Source organism: Paracnuella aquatica (genome assembly GCF_003332885.2).
GTDB classification, from domain to species: domain Bacteria; phylum Bacteroidota; class Bacteroidia; order Chitinophagales; family Chitinophagaceae; genus Flavisolibacter; species Flavisolibacter aquaticus.
Window position 1 is genome coordinate 41093 of sequence record NZ_QOWJ01000006.1, and the last position, 15507, is coordinate 56599.

Annotated in this window: 18 protein-coding genes and 1 pseudogene; 9 read left to right on the forward strand and 10 right to left on the reverse strand. The window is 52.9% G+C overall.

What is annotated here, in order from left to right:
- Nucleotides 1-30 precede the first annotated feature (30 nt).
- Nucleotides 31-612: a PhnA domain-containing protein gene (locus tag DRJ53_RS10445; RefSeq protein WP_114235583.1), complete on the reverse strand. Its 582-nt coding sequence runs from the start codon at nt 610-612 to the stop codon at nt 31-33.
- A 249-nt stretch (nt 613-861) separates the two neighbouring features.
- Here DRJ53_RS10445 and DRJ53_RS10450 point away from each other — a divergent pair, with 249 nt between their 5' ends.
- From DRJ53_RS10450 to DRJ53_RS10465, 4 genes are all read left to right on the forward strand, one after another.
- Nucleotides 862-2220: an IPT/TIG domain-containing protein gene (locus tag DRJ53_RS10450; RefSeq protein WP_162303851.1), complete on the forward strand. Its 1359-nt coding sequence runs from the start codon at nt 862-864 to the stop codon at nt 2218-2220.
- Between the two features lie 190 nt (nt 2221-2410).
- Nucleotides 2411-2620 (forward strand): hypothetical protein, encoded by a 210-nt coding sequence (locus DRJ53_RS10455; protein WP_114235753.1) that lies wholly within the window; start codon nt 2411-2413, stop codon nt 2618-2620.
- A 38-nt stretch (nt 2621-2658) separates the two neighbouring features.
- Complete coding sequence (locus DRJ53_RS10460) at nt 2659-3129, forward strand: YdeI/OmpD-associated family protein (protein ID WP_114235585.1); 471 nt, start codon at nt 2659-2661, stop codon at nt 3127-3129.
- Nucleotides 3130-3197: 68 nt separating this feature from the next.
- Nucleotides 3198-3548, forward strand: coding sequence for a DUF6370 family protein (locus DRJ53_RS10465; RefSeq protein ID WP_206609757.1), 351 nt, complete (start codon nt 3198-3200; stop codon nt 3546-3548).
- Between the two features lie 106 nt (nt 3549-3654).
- On the opposite strand, the gene DRJ53_RS10470 is transcribed toward DRJ53_RS10465, so the two are convergent.
- The gene (locus DRJ53_RS10470) at nt 3655-3873 is read right to left on the reverse strand and encodes a hypothetical protein (protein ID WP_123893495.1); all 219 of its coding nucleotides are present in this window, start codon (nt 3871-3873) and stop codon (nt 3655-3657) included.
- Between the two features lie 208 nt (nt 3874-4081).
- On the opposite strand from DRJ53_RS10470, the gene DRJ53_RS10475 reads away from it, so the two are divergent.
- Complete coding sequence (locus DRJ53_RS10475) at nt 4082-4642, forward strand: HD domain-containing protein (RefSeq protein WP_114235587.1); 561 nt, start codon at nt 4082-4084, stop codon at nt 4640-4642.
- Between the two features lie 155 nt (nt 4643-4797).
- Here DRJ53_RS10475 and DRJ53_RS10480 read toward each other — a convergent pair whose 3' ends face one another.
- The 4 genes from DRJ53_RS10480 to DRJ53_RS10495 form a co-directional block, all read right to left on the reverse strand.
- On the reverse strand, nt 4798-6093 hold the full coding sequence (locus DRJ53_RS10480) for a serine hydrolase (protein ID WP_114235588.1): 1296 nt from the start codon (nt 6091-6093) through the stop codon (nt 4798-4800).
- Nucleotides 6094-6226: 133 nt separating this feature from the next.
- A complete protein-coding gene (locus DRJ53_RS10485) occupies nt 6227-6451 on the reverse strand; it encodes a hypothetical protein (RefSeq protein WP_114235589.1) in 225 nt (74 codons plus the stop codon).
- A gap of 162 nt (nt 6452-6613) precedes the next feature.
- On the reverse strand, nt 6614-7462 hold the full coding sequence (locus DRJ53_RS10490; RefSeq protein ID WP_241558516.1) for a dienelactone hydrolase family protein: 849 nt from the start codon (nt 7460-7462) through the stop codon (nt 6614-6616).
- 193 nt (nt 7463-7655) lie between these two features.
- A complete protein-coding gene (locus DRJ53_RS10495; RefSeq protein WP_114235590.1) occupies nt 7656-7913 on the reverse strand; it encodes a hypothetical protein in 258 nt (85 codons plus the stop codon).
- A gap of 261 nt (nt 7914-8174) precedes the next feature.
- Here DRJ53_RS10495 and DRJ53_RS10505 point away from each other — a divergent pair, with 261 nt between their 5' ends.
- Nucleotides 8175-9758 carry an ArnT family glycosyltransferase gene (locus DRJ53_RS10505; RefSeq protein ID WP_114235592.1) on the forward strand — a complete coding sequence of 528 codons (1584 nt, stop codon included), beginning with the start codon at nt 8175-8177 and terminating at the stop codon, nt 9756-9758.
- Nucleotides 9759-9816: 58 nt separating this feature from the next.
- Nucleotides 9817-11052 carry a hypothetical protein gene (locus DRJ53_RS10510; RefSeq protein ID WP_114235593.1) on the forward strand — a complete coding sequence of 412 codons (1236 nt, stop codon included), beginning with the start codon at nt 9817-9819 and terminating at the stop codon, nt 11050-11052.
- 324 nt (nt 11053-11376) lie between these two features.
- Here DRJ53_RS10510 and DRJ53_RS21705 read toward each other — a convergent pair whose 3' ends face one another.
- Nucleotides 11377-11661, reverse strand: a complete 285-nt coding sequence (locus DRJ53_RS21705) for a hypothetical protein (protein ID WP_241558517.1) — start codon at nt 11659-11661, stop codon at nt 11377-11379.
- 39 nt (nt 11662-11700) lie between these two features.
- Nucleotides 11701-11982, reverse strand: a pseudogene (locus DRJ53_RS21875) (peptide-methionine (R)-S-oxide reductase); the annotation flags it as partial.
- Between the two features lie 7 nt (nt 11983-11989).
- On the opposite strand from DRJ53_RS21875, the gene DRJ53_RS10520 reads away from it, so the two are divergent.
- Nucleotides 11990-13141 (forward strand): LLM class flavin-dependent oxidoreductase, encoded by a 1152-nt coding sequence (locus DRJ53_RS10520; RefSeq protein ID WP_241558519.1) that lies wholly within the window; start codon nt 11990-11992, stop codon nt 13139-13141.
- A 77-nt stretch (nt 13142-13218) separates the two neighbouring features.
- On the opposite strand, the gene ytxJ is transcribed toward DRJ53_RS10520, so the two are convergent.
- Both ytxJ and DRJ53_RS10530 read right to left on the reverse strand, forming a co-directional pair.
- A complete protein-coding gene (gene ytxJ, locus DRJ53_RS10525; RefSeq protein ID WP_114235594.1) occupies nt 13219-13548 on the reverse strand; it encodes a bacillithiol system redox-active protein YtxJ in 330 nt (109 codons plus the stop codon).
- Between the two features lie 62 nt (nt 13549-13610).
- The gene (locus DRJ53_RS10530) at nt 13611-14408 is read right to left on the reverse strand and encodes a hypothetical protein (protein ID WP_123893497.1); all 798 of its coding nucleotides are present in this window, start codon (nt 14406-14408) and stop codon (nt 13611-13613) included.
- Between the two features lie 333 nt (nt 14409-14741).
- On the opposite strand from DRJ53_RS10530, the gene DRJ53_RS10535 reads away from it, so the two are divergent.
- Entirely contained in the window at nt 14742-15332 is a 591-nt protein-coding gene (locus tag DRJ53_RS10535) for a DJ-1/PfpI family protein (protein ID WP_114235596.1), read from the forward strand.
- Nucleotides 15333-15507: the final 175 nt, after the last annotated feature.

A 15507-nucleotide genomic window follows, 5' to 3' on the forward strand; every position in this document is an offset into this window, starting at 1 on the left:
TTGAAATGTGCCTGCAGTAAAAGGCTGATGTTACGCCCCCTGCTTCCGCACATACTTCGTCAAAATCACAATCACCTGTCCTTCTATCTTGCCTTCAATTTGTTCGGTGTTGTTTTCCACTAGTCGTATGTTTTTCACCACGGTGCCTAACTTGGCATTGAGCGATGTGCCTTTTACATCCAGCGAACGGGTAAGCACCACGGTATCGCCGGCCTGCAGCACAGCGCCGTTGGCATCGCGGTGCAGGTCCACGCTGGCGTCGTTTTCATGATCGCCGGTGGCTTTGGCCCAGGCAAGGGTTTCATCGGGCAGGTACAGCATGTCTAGGTTATCGGCCGCCCAGCTTTCATTGCGCAGCCGGTTGAGCATGCGCCAGGCCAGCACCTGCACGGCAGGCACTTCGCTCCACATGCTTTCCGACAGCACGGTCCAATGCGCTGCGTCCAATTCTTCACGCTTTTCTATTTGTGCCCTGCATTTTGCACACAGCAGCACACTGGCATCGGCGGTAGCTGCCGATTCTGGCCCGGCTTCAAAATGTTCCAAGCCTTCTGTTGCGCCACATAGTTCGCATTTGCCGCCGCTGCGCTGGTGCAGTTCTGCTTCTTTCATAGTGTTCTGTTTTGGCGGCGAAGGTAATGTTTTGCAAAAGTGCTGCAGGTGATGCAGGTTAGTGCAACAACTTTTGATGCTGTTGTAAAAATGAGACGCTATCGGTGCTACCTTTTTCCATTTATTTGTTTGTGCGGCTGTTCGTCCAGCTTTTATGATGTGTAGTGGAAGTTGGTTTCTTTCTTTGCCTTGCTAACAAAACCGGCGACAACATGCCTGCCGGGAATTACACACCCAAAACCAACTGACGTGTTTCAAATTCAATGTTTCATTGCTGCCCGCCGACCCGTTGTCGTGCTTGCAGCATTTATTTGTACCCTTTTTGTTTCCTGTACCAAACCCCAACCCGAAAAGCCCACAGGCGAAGAAGAGCAGGGGCCGGTGATTACATCCTTTACACCGCAGCAAGGGCCGGTGGGCACTACGGTTACCATCACAGGCCAGCATTTTGGCAACAACACCAACAGCCTTGTGGTAACGTTCAACGGTGTGCCGGTAACGTTTCTTTCCATCAATGGAAATACCATCGTTACCACGGTGCCGCAAGGTGCCACCACAGGTAAGATCAAAATAGCAAGAGCCGACAAAGAGCACATGAGCGCCGCTACATTTACGGTTGTGCCTGCCAGTGAGCAACCCGGTGAGCCACCAGCTGGTTGGTCGCTCAGTCATTTTGCGGGCAGCGGTGCCACAGGCAATGCCGATGGCCCTGCAGGCTCAGCCACGTTTCGCACACCCAAGGGCATGGCCATGGATGCCGCAGGCAACCTGTATGTGGCCGATGCCGCTGCCAATCGCATTCGCAAAATAACACCGGCAGGCGAGGTGAGCACCATCGCCGGCACCGGTGCACGGGGCATGAACAACGGCAATGCACTCACCGAAGCAACGTTCAACAACCCGCTCAACGTAGCAGTAGATATGAATGGAAACATCCTGGTGGCCGATGGCAGCAACCACGCCATCCGGAAAATTACACCGGCTGGTGTGGTGAGCACGGTCGCAGGAACAGGCACTTATGGATTCAGGGATGGGCCCGCTGCCAGCGCACAGTTCAGTACGCCATATGGCATTGCCGTGGATGATGTGGGCAACATTTATGTAGGCGATCATGCCAATCACCGTATCCGTAAAATAACACCTGGAAAAGTAGTGACTACCATTGCAGGTAATGGGTCGAGCAACAGCAGCGACGGCATGGATATAGAGGCCGGCATTTCGTGGCCCGGCGGCATTGTGTTGGATGAGGCGTACAACATTTACGTGGCCGAAAGAGGCGGTGGCCGCATCCGCAAAATTGCATTGACGGGGCAGGTTTCTACCATTGGCGGCTACCTCAGCGTGAACAATCATCCCAGCCACATGGCGCTGGATAGCGATGGCAATTTGTATGTGCTCTATCGCGGTTTGCACCGCATTAAAAAATATTCACCGACAGGTGTAGAAACCGATGTCATTGGCACGGGCGACCCCGGCAATGAAGATGGAAAAACTGGCCGCATGCGCCATCCCGAAGGGTTGGTGCTGGTGCAAAATGCTGCGGGCAACATCCAATTTTTTGTGGCCGATACGGATAATAAAATGATCCGAAAGATCGGTTGGCAATAGCCCGGTGGGCCGCATGTTTAACCATTGATTTATTGCGGCCTGTTTGTCGCAAAATACCACCCCGAATGTCGTAGTTGTATACCGTATGATACCAAAAATGCAGTTAGGTTTGTAGGGCAAAAGCATGGGAGCCCCGCGGTTTCCATGCTGCCTAACTACGGCAGGCAACGGCCTGCTGCAACACATTTTTATGGTAGAAGTTTTTAAAACCAACGTGCCCAACCAACAGGTGGCGCGGCAACTGCTGGCTGCATTTGGCCAACAACTTCCCGGCAGTAAAATCAACTTCGACCTGGAAGACTGCGACCGCATTTTGCGGGTGGAAGGCGAAACAGTAAACGGCAGCCAGGTAATTGAACTGGTGGAGGCCAGCGGTTTTCAATGCATGGTGCTGGAATAAAGCGCATTTAAAAAATCAAACGCAAAGAAAATTCAACAATGCTGGTCAATGGAGTATACCTGCTGGAACAGTTTAAAGGCAAGGGCGGCTGGACTTATATTGCCCTGCCCGAAGTGCCGCCCGACAAACATGCGCATTTTGGGTGGATCAAAGTAAGGGGCTGCATCGACAACCACCCGCTGCACAGCAGCCGCCTGATGCCGCTGGGCAACGGCGTGTTATTTTTACCGGTAAAAGCCGCCATACGCAAGCAAATAGGCAAGCGGCAGGGCGACACTGTGCAACTGGTGCTGGAGCGGGACAATGAGCCACTGGCCATCCCGGAAGAATTGATCTTGTGCCTGCAGGATTATCCCGAAGAACACGCCATTTTTTTAAGCTATCCCAAAGGAGCGCAAAAGGCTTTTATTGATTGGATCTTCGCCGCCAAAACAGAAAGCACGAAGGCCAACCGCATTGCCTCTATGCTCAATAAATTATTGCTGCGGCAAAAGCTAGGCGATCAATAACCGGCTGATCATAATCAAGTGGTAGCGCTGCTCATTATGGGCTATATTCGGCTATAAAATAAACCGCTATGAAGCATTGGCTACTGGCCCTGATGATGGGATGTGCAATGGGTGCTGCCGCACAAAGCAGCGGGCCGCAAAAGCCCGCTACCGATACGGCGCAGCAAATAAAAACCGTGGAAGCATCTTGCGGCCAGTGTCGTTTTGGCCTCAAAGGCGATGGTTGCAGCCTTGCGGTGCGCATTGATGGCAAGGCTTATTTTGTTGATGGCTCCAACATCGACGATCATGGCGATGCACATGCCACTGATGGTTTTTGCAATGCCATCCGCAAAGCCGAAGTAAAAGGCAAAGTTGCCAACGACCGTTTTGTAGCTACCTACTTCAAACTGCTGCCGGCCACGGCACCTAAAAAGTAAATCTGGCTATTGATTTTCTGCAATGCACACAAGCCTATTGAACACAGTACAGGCTTAATGTTGCGTTGCAAACGGCATCGCTATTTAACACCTTATTTGCCTGCCGCTAAATACCCGCAGGCCCGGTGTTTGTAGCATCTTCCCGTGCATCGAGGTGGTCCATTTCATTATTGTTGGGGCGTTCGTGCTCCTGCATATTGCGTTCGTTAAATGCGCTTTTCTTGCTGCCTTTCAGGCTTCCTTCAGCTTCCCTTCCTTCCACTGTTTTATCGTTCGCATTGCGGTGCTTGCCTGCAAGTTGCTCCTCGTTTTTTTGCTGCTCCATGATGTTTTGTTTTATACCATTGGCGCTGCAAAATTGTTGCCGCAAATAACACCTCGCAGCGCTTTGTTTTTGTATAAAACATGACGCTGACCGCACACCAACCTCCTGTTTTTAACCCCTCCCGAATCCACCCAACTTTAAACTTTAGACATTAAATTAAAACTGTAATCGCCCTTTATTCCGGCCCGCCGTTTGAAAGATTATACACATGCAGGAACCCCTACAACAGGTGCTCGATTTTGCCGAAGCAGCACATGCCGGCCAAACCCGCAAATACACGCCGGAGCGCTACATGGTGCACCCGATCAGGGTAATGGAAATATGCAGCCGCTACAACAATTCGGTGCCGGTGCTGGCTGCAGCCCTGCTGCACGATGTGCTGGAAGACACACCTGTAACCAGTGAAGAATTGCTCCGGTTTTTGCACACTGTTATGCCGCCCGAAGATGCCGAAACGACCATTGCATTGGTAAATGATCTGACCGACGAATACACCAAGGAACGCTACCCGAATTGGAACCGCAAAAAACGTAAAGAAGAGGAGCGGGAACGGATGCGCCGCATCAGCCCCTATGCGCAAACCATCAAGTACGCCGATATACTCGATAACAGCCACGAAATAACCGCAGCCGACCCGCAGTTTGCACCGCGTTTTCTAAAAGAATGCCGCATGTTGTTGCAGGCCATGCCGCTGGGGCATGCAGGCCTATATCATACGGTGAAAGAGCGGGTGCACGAGTGTTTGCAGGAGTTGCCAAGAAGAGGTTAACACACATCGCAGATATAGATGAAATACAGCTCCGAGTTGCATTAACTCACCACCCCTTTTTGTATTGCATCATCAATCCTTTTGTGCACTGTCATCCCGATGCAGGAGTGACATGTTCAAATCCTGATTGTTGTTAAATGCGGACTGTTTTTTCTCTAATTATCCACCACCGAAATGGCTGTTCTTTTATCGGCCGGGTCGCGTTGTTCGTATTGAATTTGCAGGTCCGAAAGATTGGGGCGGTACTTGCGCTGCCGCTTTAGTTCGTGCTGGTAAATGGTTTGCCCCAGTGCATGCATGAACGGGATGCCCACCGTTTCGTATTCATACTTATCGTCGTTCAAAATGCCATCGCTGTTTACATACACCGTGGCGGAAAGCATGTACTCAATGCCGTTGGCAAAATCGGCCACATAAGCCACGTCGGTCATAAAGCCATAGGCCCAGCCCACTTTGTTAAATACCCGCACACCGGCCGGCATCCGGTGCGTGCCATTTTGAAAAAAGAACTTCACATAACTGTCGTAATACGTCGCCGTATCGTACAGCGGCCACGGCGTTTCGGAAGGGTATTGCGACAGGTAGCGCAGCAAAAATTCGCGGTCGTCGGTGCTGAAATAAAAGCGTTCCCTTTTCCCCACCGAGTACGGAAAAATAATGGACTGCAGCATTTGCTGCAGCGACTGCAGCGGCAGGTAATTGTGCCGGGTAAAATCAAGGGGCGCCTGCACGGTGCGGCCGTTGCGGTCGATGTGGGCTTTGCCTACCAAAAACTTTTTCCGGAACTTAAAAGAATCCTTGTTGTAAGCCGGCGGCTGCAGGTACAGCGGCCGGTCGTCGGCGCCCACAAACTGCACCGCGTTGGTGTGGCGGTTTTGCTCGTCGGTAAAAGGCATAAACTGGCGGGTAATGCGGCTCTCTTTATAACCCTTGCTGCGCAGGCTTTTATTAATGGGGCCCTGCCCCAAAAACTGGTACAGCCGGTTGTACGGATCGTTTTCCGAAACCAGCAGGGCCCGCTTGATCAAATGCGCCACCGATGGGAGGCCGGTGATCGCAGTGGTATCGCGCAGCAGGCGCCGCTGGCCGGGGTAGCTACTGTCGAACAGCACGGTGGTATGTTTATCCAGCCCCTGGCTTTCCATGCGGTGCAGCTTTTCCAGCGCCAGTGCGGCCAGCGGCAGCTTTACTGTAGAGGCGGGATTGAAATACAGGTCGGGGTCGTAGTTGAAATAGTAGTGCCTGAACTGGGGTTTGTTTTTTTTGTTGCGGTTGATCTGGGTGTAAATGATCTGGCACCGGTAGGCCTGCGGGTTGCGCAGCACGTGCTGCAGGGCAGGGCTGGGGTTGGCTTTTAAAATGCGTTGCAGCAAGGAGTCGGTTTCGGGCTGTGCCTGCACGCCGTTCAACAATAAAAGACCAATAAGGAGGGCAAAAAAATACCGGAGCATTACGGAAAGTTACAAAGCTGTAGCTAATCGCCATGCTCCGGCAGGTTTGCAATCGTAGTCGCCCAATGGGTGCAAATAATGACAACCGGCGACAATAAAAAGCTGCAAACGGTACCGCATATTTTTTTGCCTGCTAACGGTCGGTATAATCGCCGCCGTTCCCGGCATTGGTGCCCTTGCCTGTATAGCTTCCGGCATGCGGGTCTTCGCTTACTTTTTGCGCATCGCCGCCCGGCGTCCACTCTGTGGCCTGTATGTCGCCGCCGGTCGAGCCCGTGCGGGTTGATTCCACCCCGTCTTCGTTCTTTTGCCGCAGGTCATCGCGGCGCACCGCTTCATTTCCCCTGTTCTGCTCCATAGCTGATTATTTTTCCGGTTAACAACAGACCGGTTTTTCCGGCCGGGCAAGGCCATTTACCAACCCCGCCCATAAATACAGCACAAGTACATTGCCAAAAGATGCGGCCCGTTTTACTGCACCCAAAATGGCTACTAGATGAAAATACGTTTAGCCGCAGGCTTAAAAAATGCGGGTAAAAAACGCCTTCATATCGTTCCAGGATGCGGTATCGGCCGCCCCATTATAGCGGATGGGCATGCCAAACTCGGCTGCTTTTTTATCGGCATCGCGGTTGGTAAAAGCGTGGGTGGCATTGGGGTACACCTTAAACTCGTAATCGGCGCCAACCGAGTCCATGCTTTTTTTAAATGCTGCCACCTGTGATTCAGGTACAAAATTGTCGGCGCCGCCATGTGCCACCAGCACTTTTGCTTTCAGTGCCTCCTTGCTTGGCGGCACACCTTCCAGCCCGCCATGAAAACTCACCACGCCATCGAAGTTGCTGCCCAGTTTGGCTGCGTTCAGCACCATCGATCCGCCAAAACAATAGCCAATGGCGGCGGTTTTGGTGGTGTCGGCCTGTGGCATGCTCAGGGCTTTGACCAGGGCTGCATCCAGGCGGGCTTTGGCCTCCTGCGGGTTTTGATAAAATGGTGTTGCCATTTTTTGCGCCTCTTCGGGGTTGGCAGCGATCTTGCCATCGCCGTACATATCTACCGCCATTGCCAGGTAACCCATTTGTGCCAGTTGGCGGGCCCGCATGCGGGGATAATCGGTTAGGCCCCACCACTCATGCACCACCAGCACCACGGGGCGTTTATCGTTGCGGGCCGCATCGTAAGCCACAAAGCCGGCTAGCGTAGTGCCACCCGATGTATAGCTTACGGGCTCTTCCCTGATGTCGGCATTTTTGTTCATGGTGTTGGCGGTGCTATCGGTTGTTGTGGGTTCTTTAATCGGTGCATTGTTGCAGGCAGTGATGCTGGCAGCAGTCAACAGGAGGGCTGCCAGCCGAAAAGTTAGTGACATGGTTCGTTGGGTTTTAAGTAAAGAAGGTAAACATTTTTGCGGGTAAATGGTTGGGCCTGTGGCGGGCGGCGCAGGGCAGCCGCCCGGTTTTTTTACAAAAGCACAAAAAACAAAGGGGCAGCACCAACAGGCAATGCCCCTTTGTTTTTCCCCAAAAAAACGATGTAATGAAAACAGGCCACCGCGGCCACCATCATCGCTGGCGGCCGTTCTCACCTTCCATGCGGCTGCGGGCAAACGACATTGCTGCCACCGGCGATTCAAACAATTTGGGTTCGCCGGTTTCGTCGGTTACCACCTCGCCGTGGATGGGCCCGCCGTTGGGGTCTTCGGTGTAATAAGTGGCGGTAAAATATTCGCGGGGAATAATATTCGGGTTGTCGCGTTGCATGGGGTGTGCGTCCACTTTAAGCCACACTTCCTTGCCGTTTATGGATTGCTTTTCTATCATAATTCTTTTTGGGCATCTATACAAAGTTGAGGCCATAGCATCGCCGTAGGTGCCCGCATTTTAATTGCGGCATAAAGCATTGCCGGTGCAAGCCGCACCGGGTAACGGTTTGGTGCAGCAGGTTGCAATTGTTGTAGCAAAAACAACATTCCTGCTGTTTAAGGTGTTGCTCCCCTTGCGGCCAGCTGGCAGCAGGCCATTTGAACGGCCCGTATATTGCAAAAGCAAGACGTTCGCCCTTATCAACAAACTTTGTAGTACTTGACACACCCTGCCGAACAAACGCTGGTTTTGCAACCCGCCATTGTACCCAAAACCCTACATTATGGCCGTGCCGCAGGTTGGCTGGTACTGGCCTGCTCGCTGCTGCGCCTGCTGCTTGCAGGCATTATCGAGCTGGGCAATGATGAAGCCTATTACTGGCTGTACACGCAGCAGTTGCAGTGGAATTATTTCGATCATCCGCCGATGGTCGCACTATTGGGGCGCCTGTTTACCGCCAACAACGCCCTGCAGGAGTACGAAGTTTTTGTGCGGCTGGGCCCCATCGTTTGCTGTGCATCGTCGTCGCTGTTTATGTACCAAACAGCCGCTACGCTGCACTCGCCAAAGGCGGGCTGGTACGCGGTGGTTTTATACAATACTTCTTTTTATGCAGGCATGGTGGCCGGCCTGCTGCTGATGCCCGATTCGCCGCAAATGGTATTTTGGACCGCCAGCCTGTGGATGCTGGCACGCCTGCTCCGCAACGAACGGGGCTGGAGCAGTTGGCTGCTATTTGGGCTGGCCGCCGGGCTTTGCATCATGAGCAAGGTGCACGGCGTATTTCTGTGGGGCGGGCTGGGGCTGTTTATATTGTGGCAAAAAAGGGCTTGGCTGCGCCTCACGCAGTTGTATGCAGCAGCGCTGGTGTCGCTGGTGGTAATCAGTCCCATCCTTATCTGGAATGCCGAGTACGATTTTGTTACCTATCGCTTTCATAGCGAACGGGTGGTGGTGGCCGGCAAAGGCATTAACTGGCGCACCTTTAGCGGCGAAGTGTGGGGCCAGGTTTTTTTCAACAACCCGGTCAATGTTGTTTTATCCGGCGTAGCGTTGGCGGCTTTTTTTAGGCGAATCCGGCAGGTGCGGCCCAACCTGTGGCTGTTTGTGTGCATCGGGTTGCCGCTGGCTGCCGTGTTGTTGTTTCTTTCCCTTTTTAGAACGGTGTACCCGCATTGGAGCGGCCCGGCTTATGTTACCCTCATGCCCATTGCCGCGCTTTACCTGGCCCGAAAAAGGGGCGTCGGCCCGCAACCGGTGTGGCTGCGCTGGAGCCTGGGTGCGTTGCTGGTCTTTTCTCTCAGCTGGCCGCTGGTCACGCATTTTTACCCCGGCACTTGGGGTAGTAAAAGGGCCGACGATTTTGGCAGCGGCGATGTAACGCTGGACCGCCTGGGCTGGGAAGATAGCGGCGAAAAATTTGGCACTTATTACAACCGCATGGTGGCCTCCGGTGCCATACCGGAGGGTACGCCGCTGGTGTGCAACACCTGGTGGGGCGCCCATGTGGAATATTATTTTGCCCGCCCACACGATATACCCATGATTGGCTTGGGCCCAATCCGCGACATTCACCACTATGCCTGGCTCAACTACCAGCGTAAAGATGAAGTAGCGATACAGCGGGCTTTTACCGTTGTGCCCGCCGACGAACATTTTGATGTGGCAGCGCATTACGGCCGGTATTACCAAAACATAAGGCTACAGCAAACCATGGAGGTAAGCCGCAGTGGTCAGAAGGCCAAGCTGTTCCGGGTGTATTATTTGAGCGGGTGGAAAGGGTTGCTGCCGGTGATGAAATAAGCGGAAATAGCGGTACCTTTTAAAAAGCAATTTCCCTTTACCAACGAAATGCTTTTGTATGAAAGCACCAACCTTACGCTACACCTTGCTGTGCGCCCTTTTTGTTGCACAGATGCACCTCTGTTTTGCGCAACCCGCAGGCTGCACATTAAAAGATCCGGTAGTGCAGATTGATTTTGGCCGCAGTGCCGATGTGGATGATTTCAATACCGCATCGCTATCCAATTACGACCGCATCCTCGGCTCTTGCCCCACCGACGGACATTACACCTACACACCGGCCACTTACGATTGTTTTCGCGGCGACTGGTTTACCATTGCGCAGGACCACACACCCGGCGATGTAAACGGCAATATGCTGCTGGTAAATGCATCGCCGAGCGGCGGCGTATTTTTCAGCAGGCCCATTCGCGGCCTTACTGGTGGCCGCACTTACGAGGTGGCGCTGTGGATGATCAATGTATGCCGCCTGCATATTTGCTGCTCGTCGCTGTCGCCCACCATTTCATTCCAGTTGTCTACCGCCAGCGGACGCAAACTGGCGTCATACCGCATCGGCGACCTGCCGCAGCGCACCACGCCGCAGTGGCGCAAATTTGCGGGCATGTTTACCGTACCTGCCGGCGAAACGGCGGTGATGCTGACGCTGCTGAACAGCACCATTGGCGGTTGCGGCAACGACTTCGCGGTGGATGATATCACCTTCAGGGAATGTGTGCCGCCCAAGCCGGTAATTGCGGCTGCGCCTAAAAAGAAACCCATTACTACAACCGCACAAAAGCCGGCTGCAGCAAAACCTGTAGCTGCCAAGCCAAAAGAAAAAACGTCGGTTGCAACAACAGCTGACAAACCAGTGGCTACAACGCCACAACGAAAAGCGGTGGCTGTTGAGCCCGTGCCGCAGCCACAGTTGCGGCCCGTAACGGCGGTGCCCGTGCCCGCCGTACTGCGTACCCGTGCCAACCCGCTGGTGCGCCAGATAGAAACAGGCGAAGGCGAACTCCTGATTGACCTGTATGATAACGGGCAAATTGATGGCGATACGGTAAGCGTATACCACAACAACCGGCAGGTGGTGGCGGCAGCCCGACTAACGCAAACGCCTATCCGCATTAAGGTGCGCATTGATGCCGACAACCCGCACCACGAACTGATCATGGTGGCCCACAACCTGGGCAGCATTCCGCCCAATACATCGCTGATGATTGTTACTGCAGGCGAGGAGCGCTACCAGGTGCACATTTCCTCATCGGAGCAGAAAAATGCGAAGGTGGTGTTTGAGTTGAAGAAGTAGGGGTATGGTAAAATCTGCTACTGTTCTATTAAATACTCGTACAAATGCCGATTGAAGAGTAGCAACTATCCCATTATCGAATAATGATCTGTTGCACTTCACTCCAGTAGTACCACAGCCTAATAAAGGGTCTATCCTGGAATCAAGCTGTCATTTGATTTCGGGCCTGCGGGGTTACTTTTTTGCCCCTGCAAAAAAGTAAAAGAAGAGTCGCAGAAAAAGTTGTTTGCTACATTGCTTCACGAAGCAATGTAGCAATCGGAGAGCGCCACACAAAGTGCCGCGCAATCTATATCATCGATTTTAACCAGAACCCCCGACATTTTACCCACCATTACCAACCGCCGCAATAGCCCGTTCCCAGGCCGTAACCAGCTTCTCGTACTCCGGCCATGCCGCCCCAGCGCTTTCCTTTGCACTGCGGTAATCAGCCACCTGTTTGTCCAAAATCTCCTGCAGGCTATCTGCATAACCGGTCATTGCTGCCTGCTGTGCAAACGCATGTTCTTCGCTTAATTTTTGGTGCACGGTTTCGAAATTGCTTTCATTGCTCCGCTGCGTTTTAATAAACTCTTTCAGCTCGTCGAAGTGTGATGTGTTATCGTTCATGGAAATGTTTTTATCTGCTGAATCCTGTAAGGAAATTGCTGTGTGACTGATGCAATAACGCAGCCCGGTAGGCGTATGTTTGTTGGGAAAAAGATGACCCAGGTGCTGGCCGCAATGGGTGCACAACAACTGGATGCGGCTGCGCCCATAAGTATCCAATTGCTTTTGCGTTACGCCGTTGGCTAAGTGCAGCTAAAACGATGGAAACCCACACCCCGCATCAAACTGCTGGTGTGCGCCAAACAGGGCATGGCCACACCGGGTACACACATAGGTGCCGGATGCCGCGGTATAGAACAACGGAATTTTTTCGCCCAACATAATGCTGATGCGCTTTAGCGGCAAACGGGATGCCCTTTTGCAAAGGGCGCTCTTTTTTCTGCAACTTTATAGCTCCATTGCAGCAAGCAATGGGCACAACATTATGGAAATAGGCGTGTACACATTTGCAGATATTGGCCGCCACCCCGAAACCGGAGAGGAGTTGGGTGCACAGCAACGGCTGGCCAACCTGATGGAAGAAGTAAAACTGGCCGACGAAGTGGGACTGGATGTGTTTGCCATTGGCGAGCACCACCGCCCCGATTATGCCGTGTCGGCGCCGGCAGTGGCCCTGGCTGCGGCAGCTGCACACAGCAAAAATATTCGGTTGTCCAGCGCCGTTACCGTGCTTTCGTCCGAAGACCCGGTGCGGGTGTACCAACAGTTTGCCACCGTTGATCTTATCTCGGGCGGCCGTGCCGAGATCATGGCGGGCCGCGGTTCGTTTATCGAATCGTTTCCGCTGTTTGGCCACAAACTCGAAGACTACGATGAGCTGTTCGCCGAAAAGCTGGCCATGCTGGTGCACATCAACAATTCGGGCGAAGTAACCTGGAGCGGCAAGCATACACAGCCCTTGCACAAGCAGCACATTTATCCAAAACCAGTGCGGGGCAAACTGCCCATTTGGGTGGCCGTTGGCGGCACGCCGGAGTCGGTGGTGCGGGCTGCAGATTATGGCCTGCCCATGGCGCTGGCTATTATTGGCGGGCAGCCGGCTCGTTTTGCGCCTTTTGCAAAACTATACCGCGAGTTGTATCAAAAAGCGGGTCATGCAGCGCCCATGCAACTCGGTATCAACTCACATGCATATATAGCCGAAAATTCGCAGGCTGCACGCAACGAGTTTTACCCCACCTACGCCGCATCCATGAACCGCATTGGCCGCGAACGGGGCTGGCCACCGTCGAGCCGCCAGCAGTTTGACCAAAGCACCGGCCCGCATGGCGCTTTGCTGGTAGGCAGCCCGCAGGAAGTGATCGATAAAATTTTGTATGAACACGAGTTGTTCGGGCATACCCGTTTTCTGGCACAGATGGATGTGGGCGCCCTGCCGCATAAATACCTGATGCGCTCCATTGAGTTGCTGGGCACCGTAGTGGCACCCGCTGTGAGGAAAGCGCTGGGTGTGGAGAAAAGCGTGAAAACAGCCTCCTAATAAAGGGGATATACAACATGCAGGTGTTTTTATAACAACTGCATGTTGTACCTAAAATCTTCCGGGGTTTTTACAAATCAATCCTGCAACGCTTCTGCTGTTGCTGCCGCCGAAATATGCAGCATCGATTCGCTGTAGGTGCAGCCGCCGTTTTTGATCACCAGGATTTGTGGCGATTCATGTGGAATCTGAAACTGCTCCGCCACCGCATCCGACAGGTCGCGGTGGGCCATCAGGTCGAGCAGGTACACCGGTGTATTTCCCAATTCGGATCCATCCTGTTCCAGGCCACGGTGAACCCCTTTGCTGATGGGGCAGGTTGTATTGTGTTTGAAAATAACAACAGGCGCAGGGCTCTGTTTAATTTTGGCCAGTTGTTGGGCACTATCCAGTGGAATGAATTGCATGCTGTTTTTTACAACAAAGCTGCCAATACCGTTCCATAAGCTGCTGGCTTTTGCCGGCGGGCCTAGTCTGATTTTTTGGGAAACAACTTGCGCAGGCCCTTGGGTTCCGGCTCGGGCTCCGGCGCTTCTTTTTTACGGTTAAACAAACCTTTGCGTTCTTCTTTCACCGCTTCTTTTTTGCGGCCAAACAGCCCGCTGCGCTGCTCTTCCTCTTCGCGTTTACCAAACAGCCCTTTACGGTCCTCCTTGTTCTTGCGGCGGGGTATGAGTCCCTGGCTTTTTTCGCCGTTGCGGTCCCAAACAAATTTGTTGTGCGTAGGAAAATAATAGCGCAGGCTGATGTACAGCGTGTTGGCGCCCACGGGCATGCCCCTTTTGGTGCGGTTCATATCGCCCAGCAAAATGTTGTAGCCGTTTACCAGGTGCAGCCCCAGTAGCCGGAAGCCAACGGCCGGCCCGATGCCAAATTGCTGCCCGCCCTTGAAGTCGGAAAAATAAACGAGGTTGCCGCCGTAGGTGAGGTTGATGCGGCCCTGCTTGCGCCAAACGCCAGCTTTATAACCAATAATGTTGTTGGAAAAACTGTATTCGAGGTTGGCGGTGGCGCCCCAGATATTTGGTTTTTTGAGGCCTATTTTCCGCCAGTGCATTTCGTAGCCCAGCTCAATGGCGGTGGAGCTGCCTTTTTGCAAACCAATGATAGCGCCGTAGTTGTGCTGGCGCAGCGTGGTTTTGGGCAGCAGCAATTTGCCGGCGGCACCCAGGTTTTCCTGCGGCAGTGCAAACTGGAGTGGCTCCTGTGCATGGAGCGAAAAGGCGGCAAAAGTTGCCAGCAGCAGGCAAAACGTTTTGTTCATCATCAAACTAGCGGCGGTGTTTTTTCCCGGTGTGCAACAGCGGACCAAGGGCAGTAACGACAAGTGTGGCGGTTTATTTCCAACGGTGGTGCAGCAAAGGCCATTTGTGGAAAAATTGGCATTTATGCCCACCAGATTTTTCGGTGCGCCGCCGGTTGGCTATATTCAATGCGCCTAAAAGCAAACGGCTTTTGTATTTAGGCGCAACAAAAAGCTTCGGCGGGCCATTCTTTTTGCTTTGTAGGTTTTAGCAGCACGGATTTACAAAAGCGCAGGCTTTGCCTGCAAAATAGGTGCGCCGGAAAATTAAATTGTACACTTTTAAAACCCACCATCATGCAACATAAGATCCTGATTGTAACCGGCGATGCCGGAGAAAGTTTTGAAGCGCTTTACGCGGTGCAGCGTTTTGCCGAAGCCGGCATCCCGGCAGTAATGGCGGCGCCCCACACCGGCAGGCTCAACCTGGTGATACACGATTTTGAGCCCGGCTGGGACACATACATCGAAAAGCCCGGCTATGTTTCGGAAGCGCAAATCACCATTTCGGAAATTGTTCCCGAAGATTATACCGCTATCCTTTTACTGGGCGGCCGTGCACCCGAGTACCTGCGCCACAACCAGCAATTGCTGCAAGCCGTGCAGCAATTTCACCAGCAAGGCAAATGGGTGTTTGCCATTTGCCACGGCGTGCAGATACTGGTGACCGCGGGCCTTACAAAGGGCTGCAACGTGACGGCTTATGAACATGTGCGCAGCGAAATTGAGCTCACCGGCGGCAACTACATTGCCGACCAGCAGGCGGTGCGTGATGGCCGCATTGTTACAGGCCAAACCTGGCAATCACACCCCGAGTTTTACCGCGAGGTGTTTGGCTGCCTGGGCGAAACCAAAGCCGCACCGGCAATGGCGCAGCAAATGGGATAAAGCAATTGAAGAAAAACAGTAAGTGAATGCTGTTGCCTTAGATGTGTAGTTTTTCATTTGCAGTTTATCAATAAAAAATCCCGCAACAACGGTTGCGGGATTTTTTATTGGAATGAATCTTTAAATACGTAATGGGTTAAGACTTCATGCAAGACTGAATTTTATTTTATCCTCA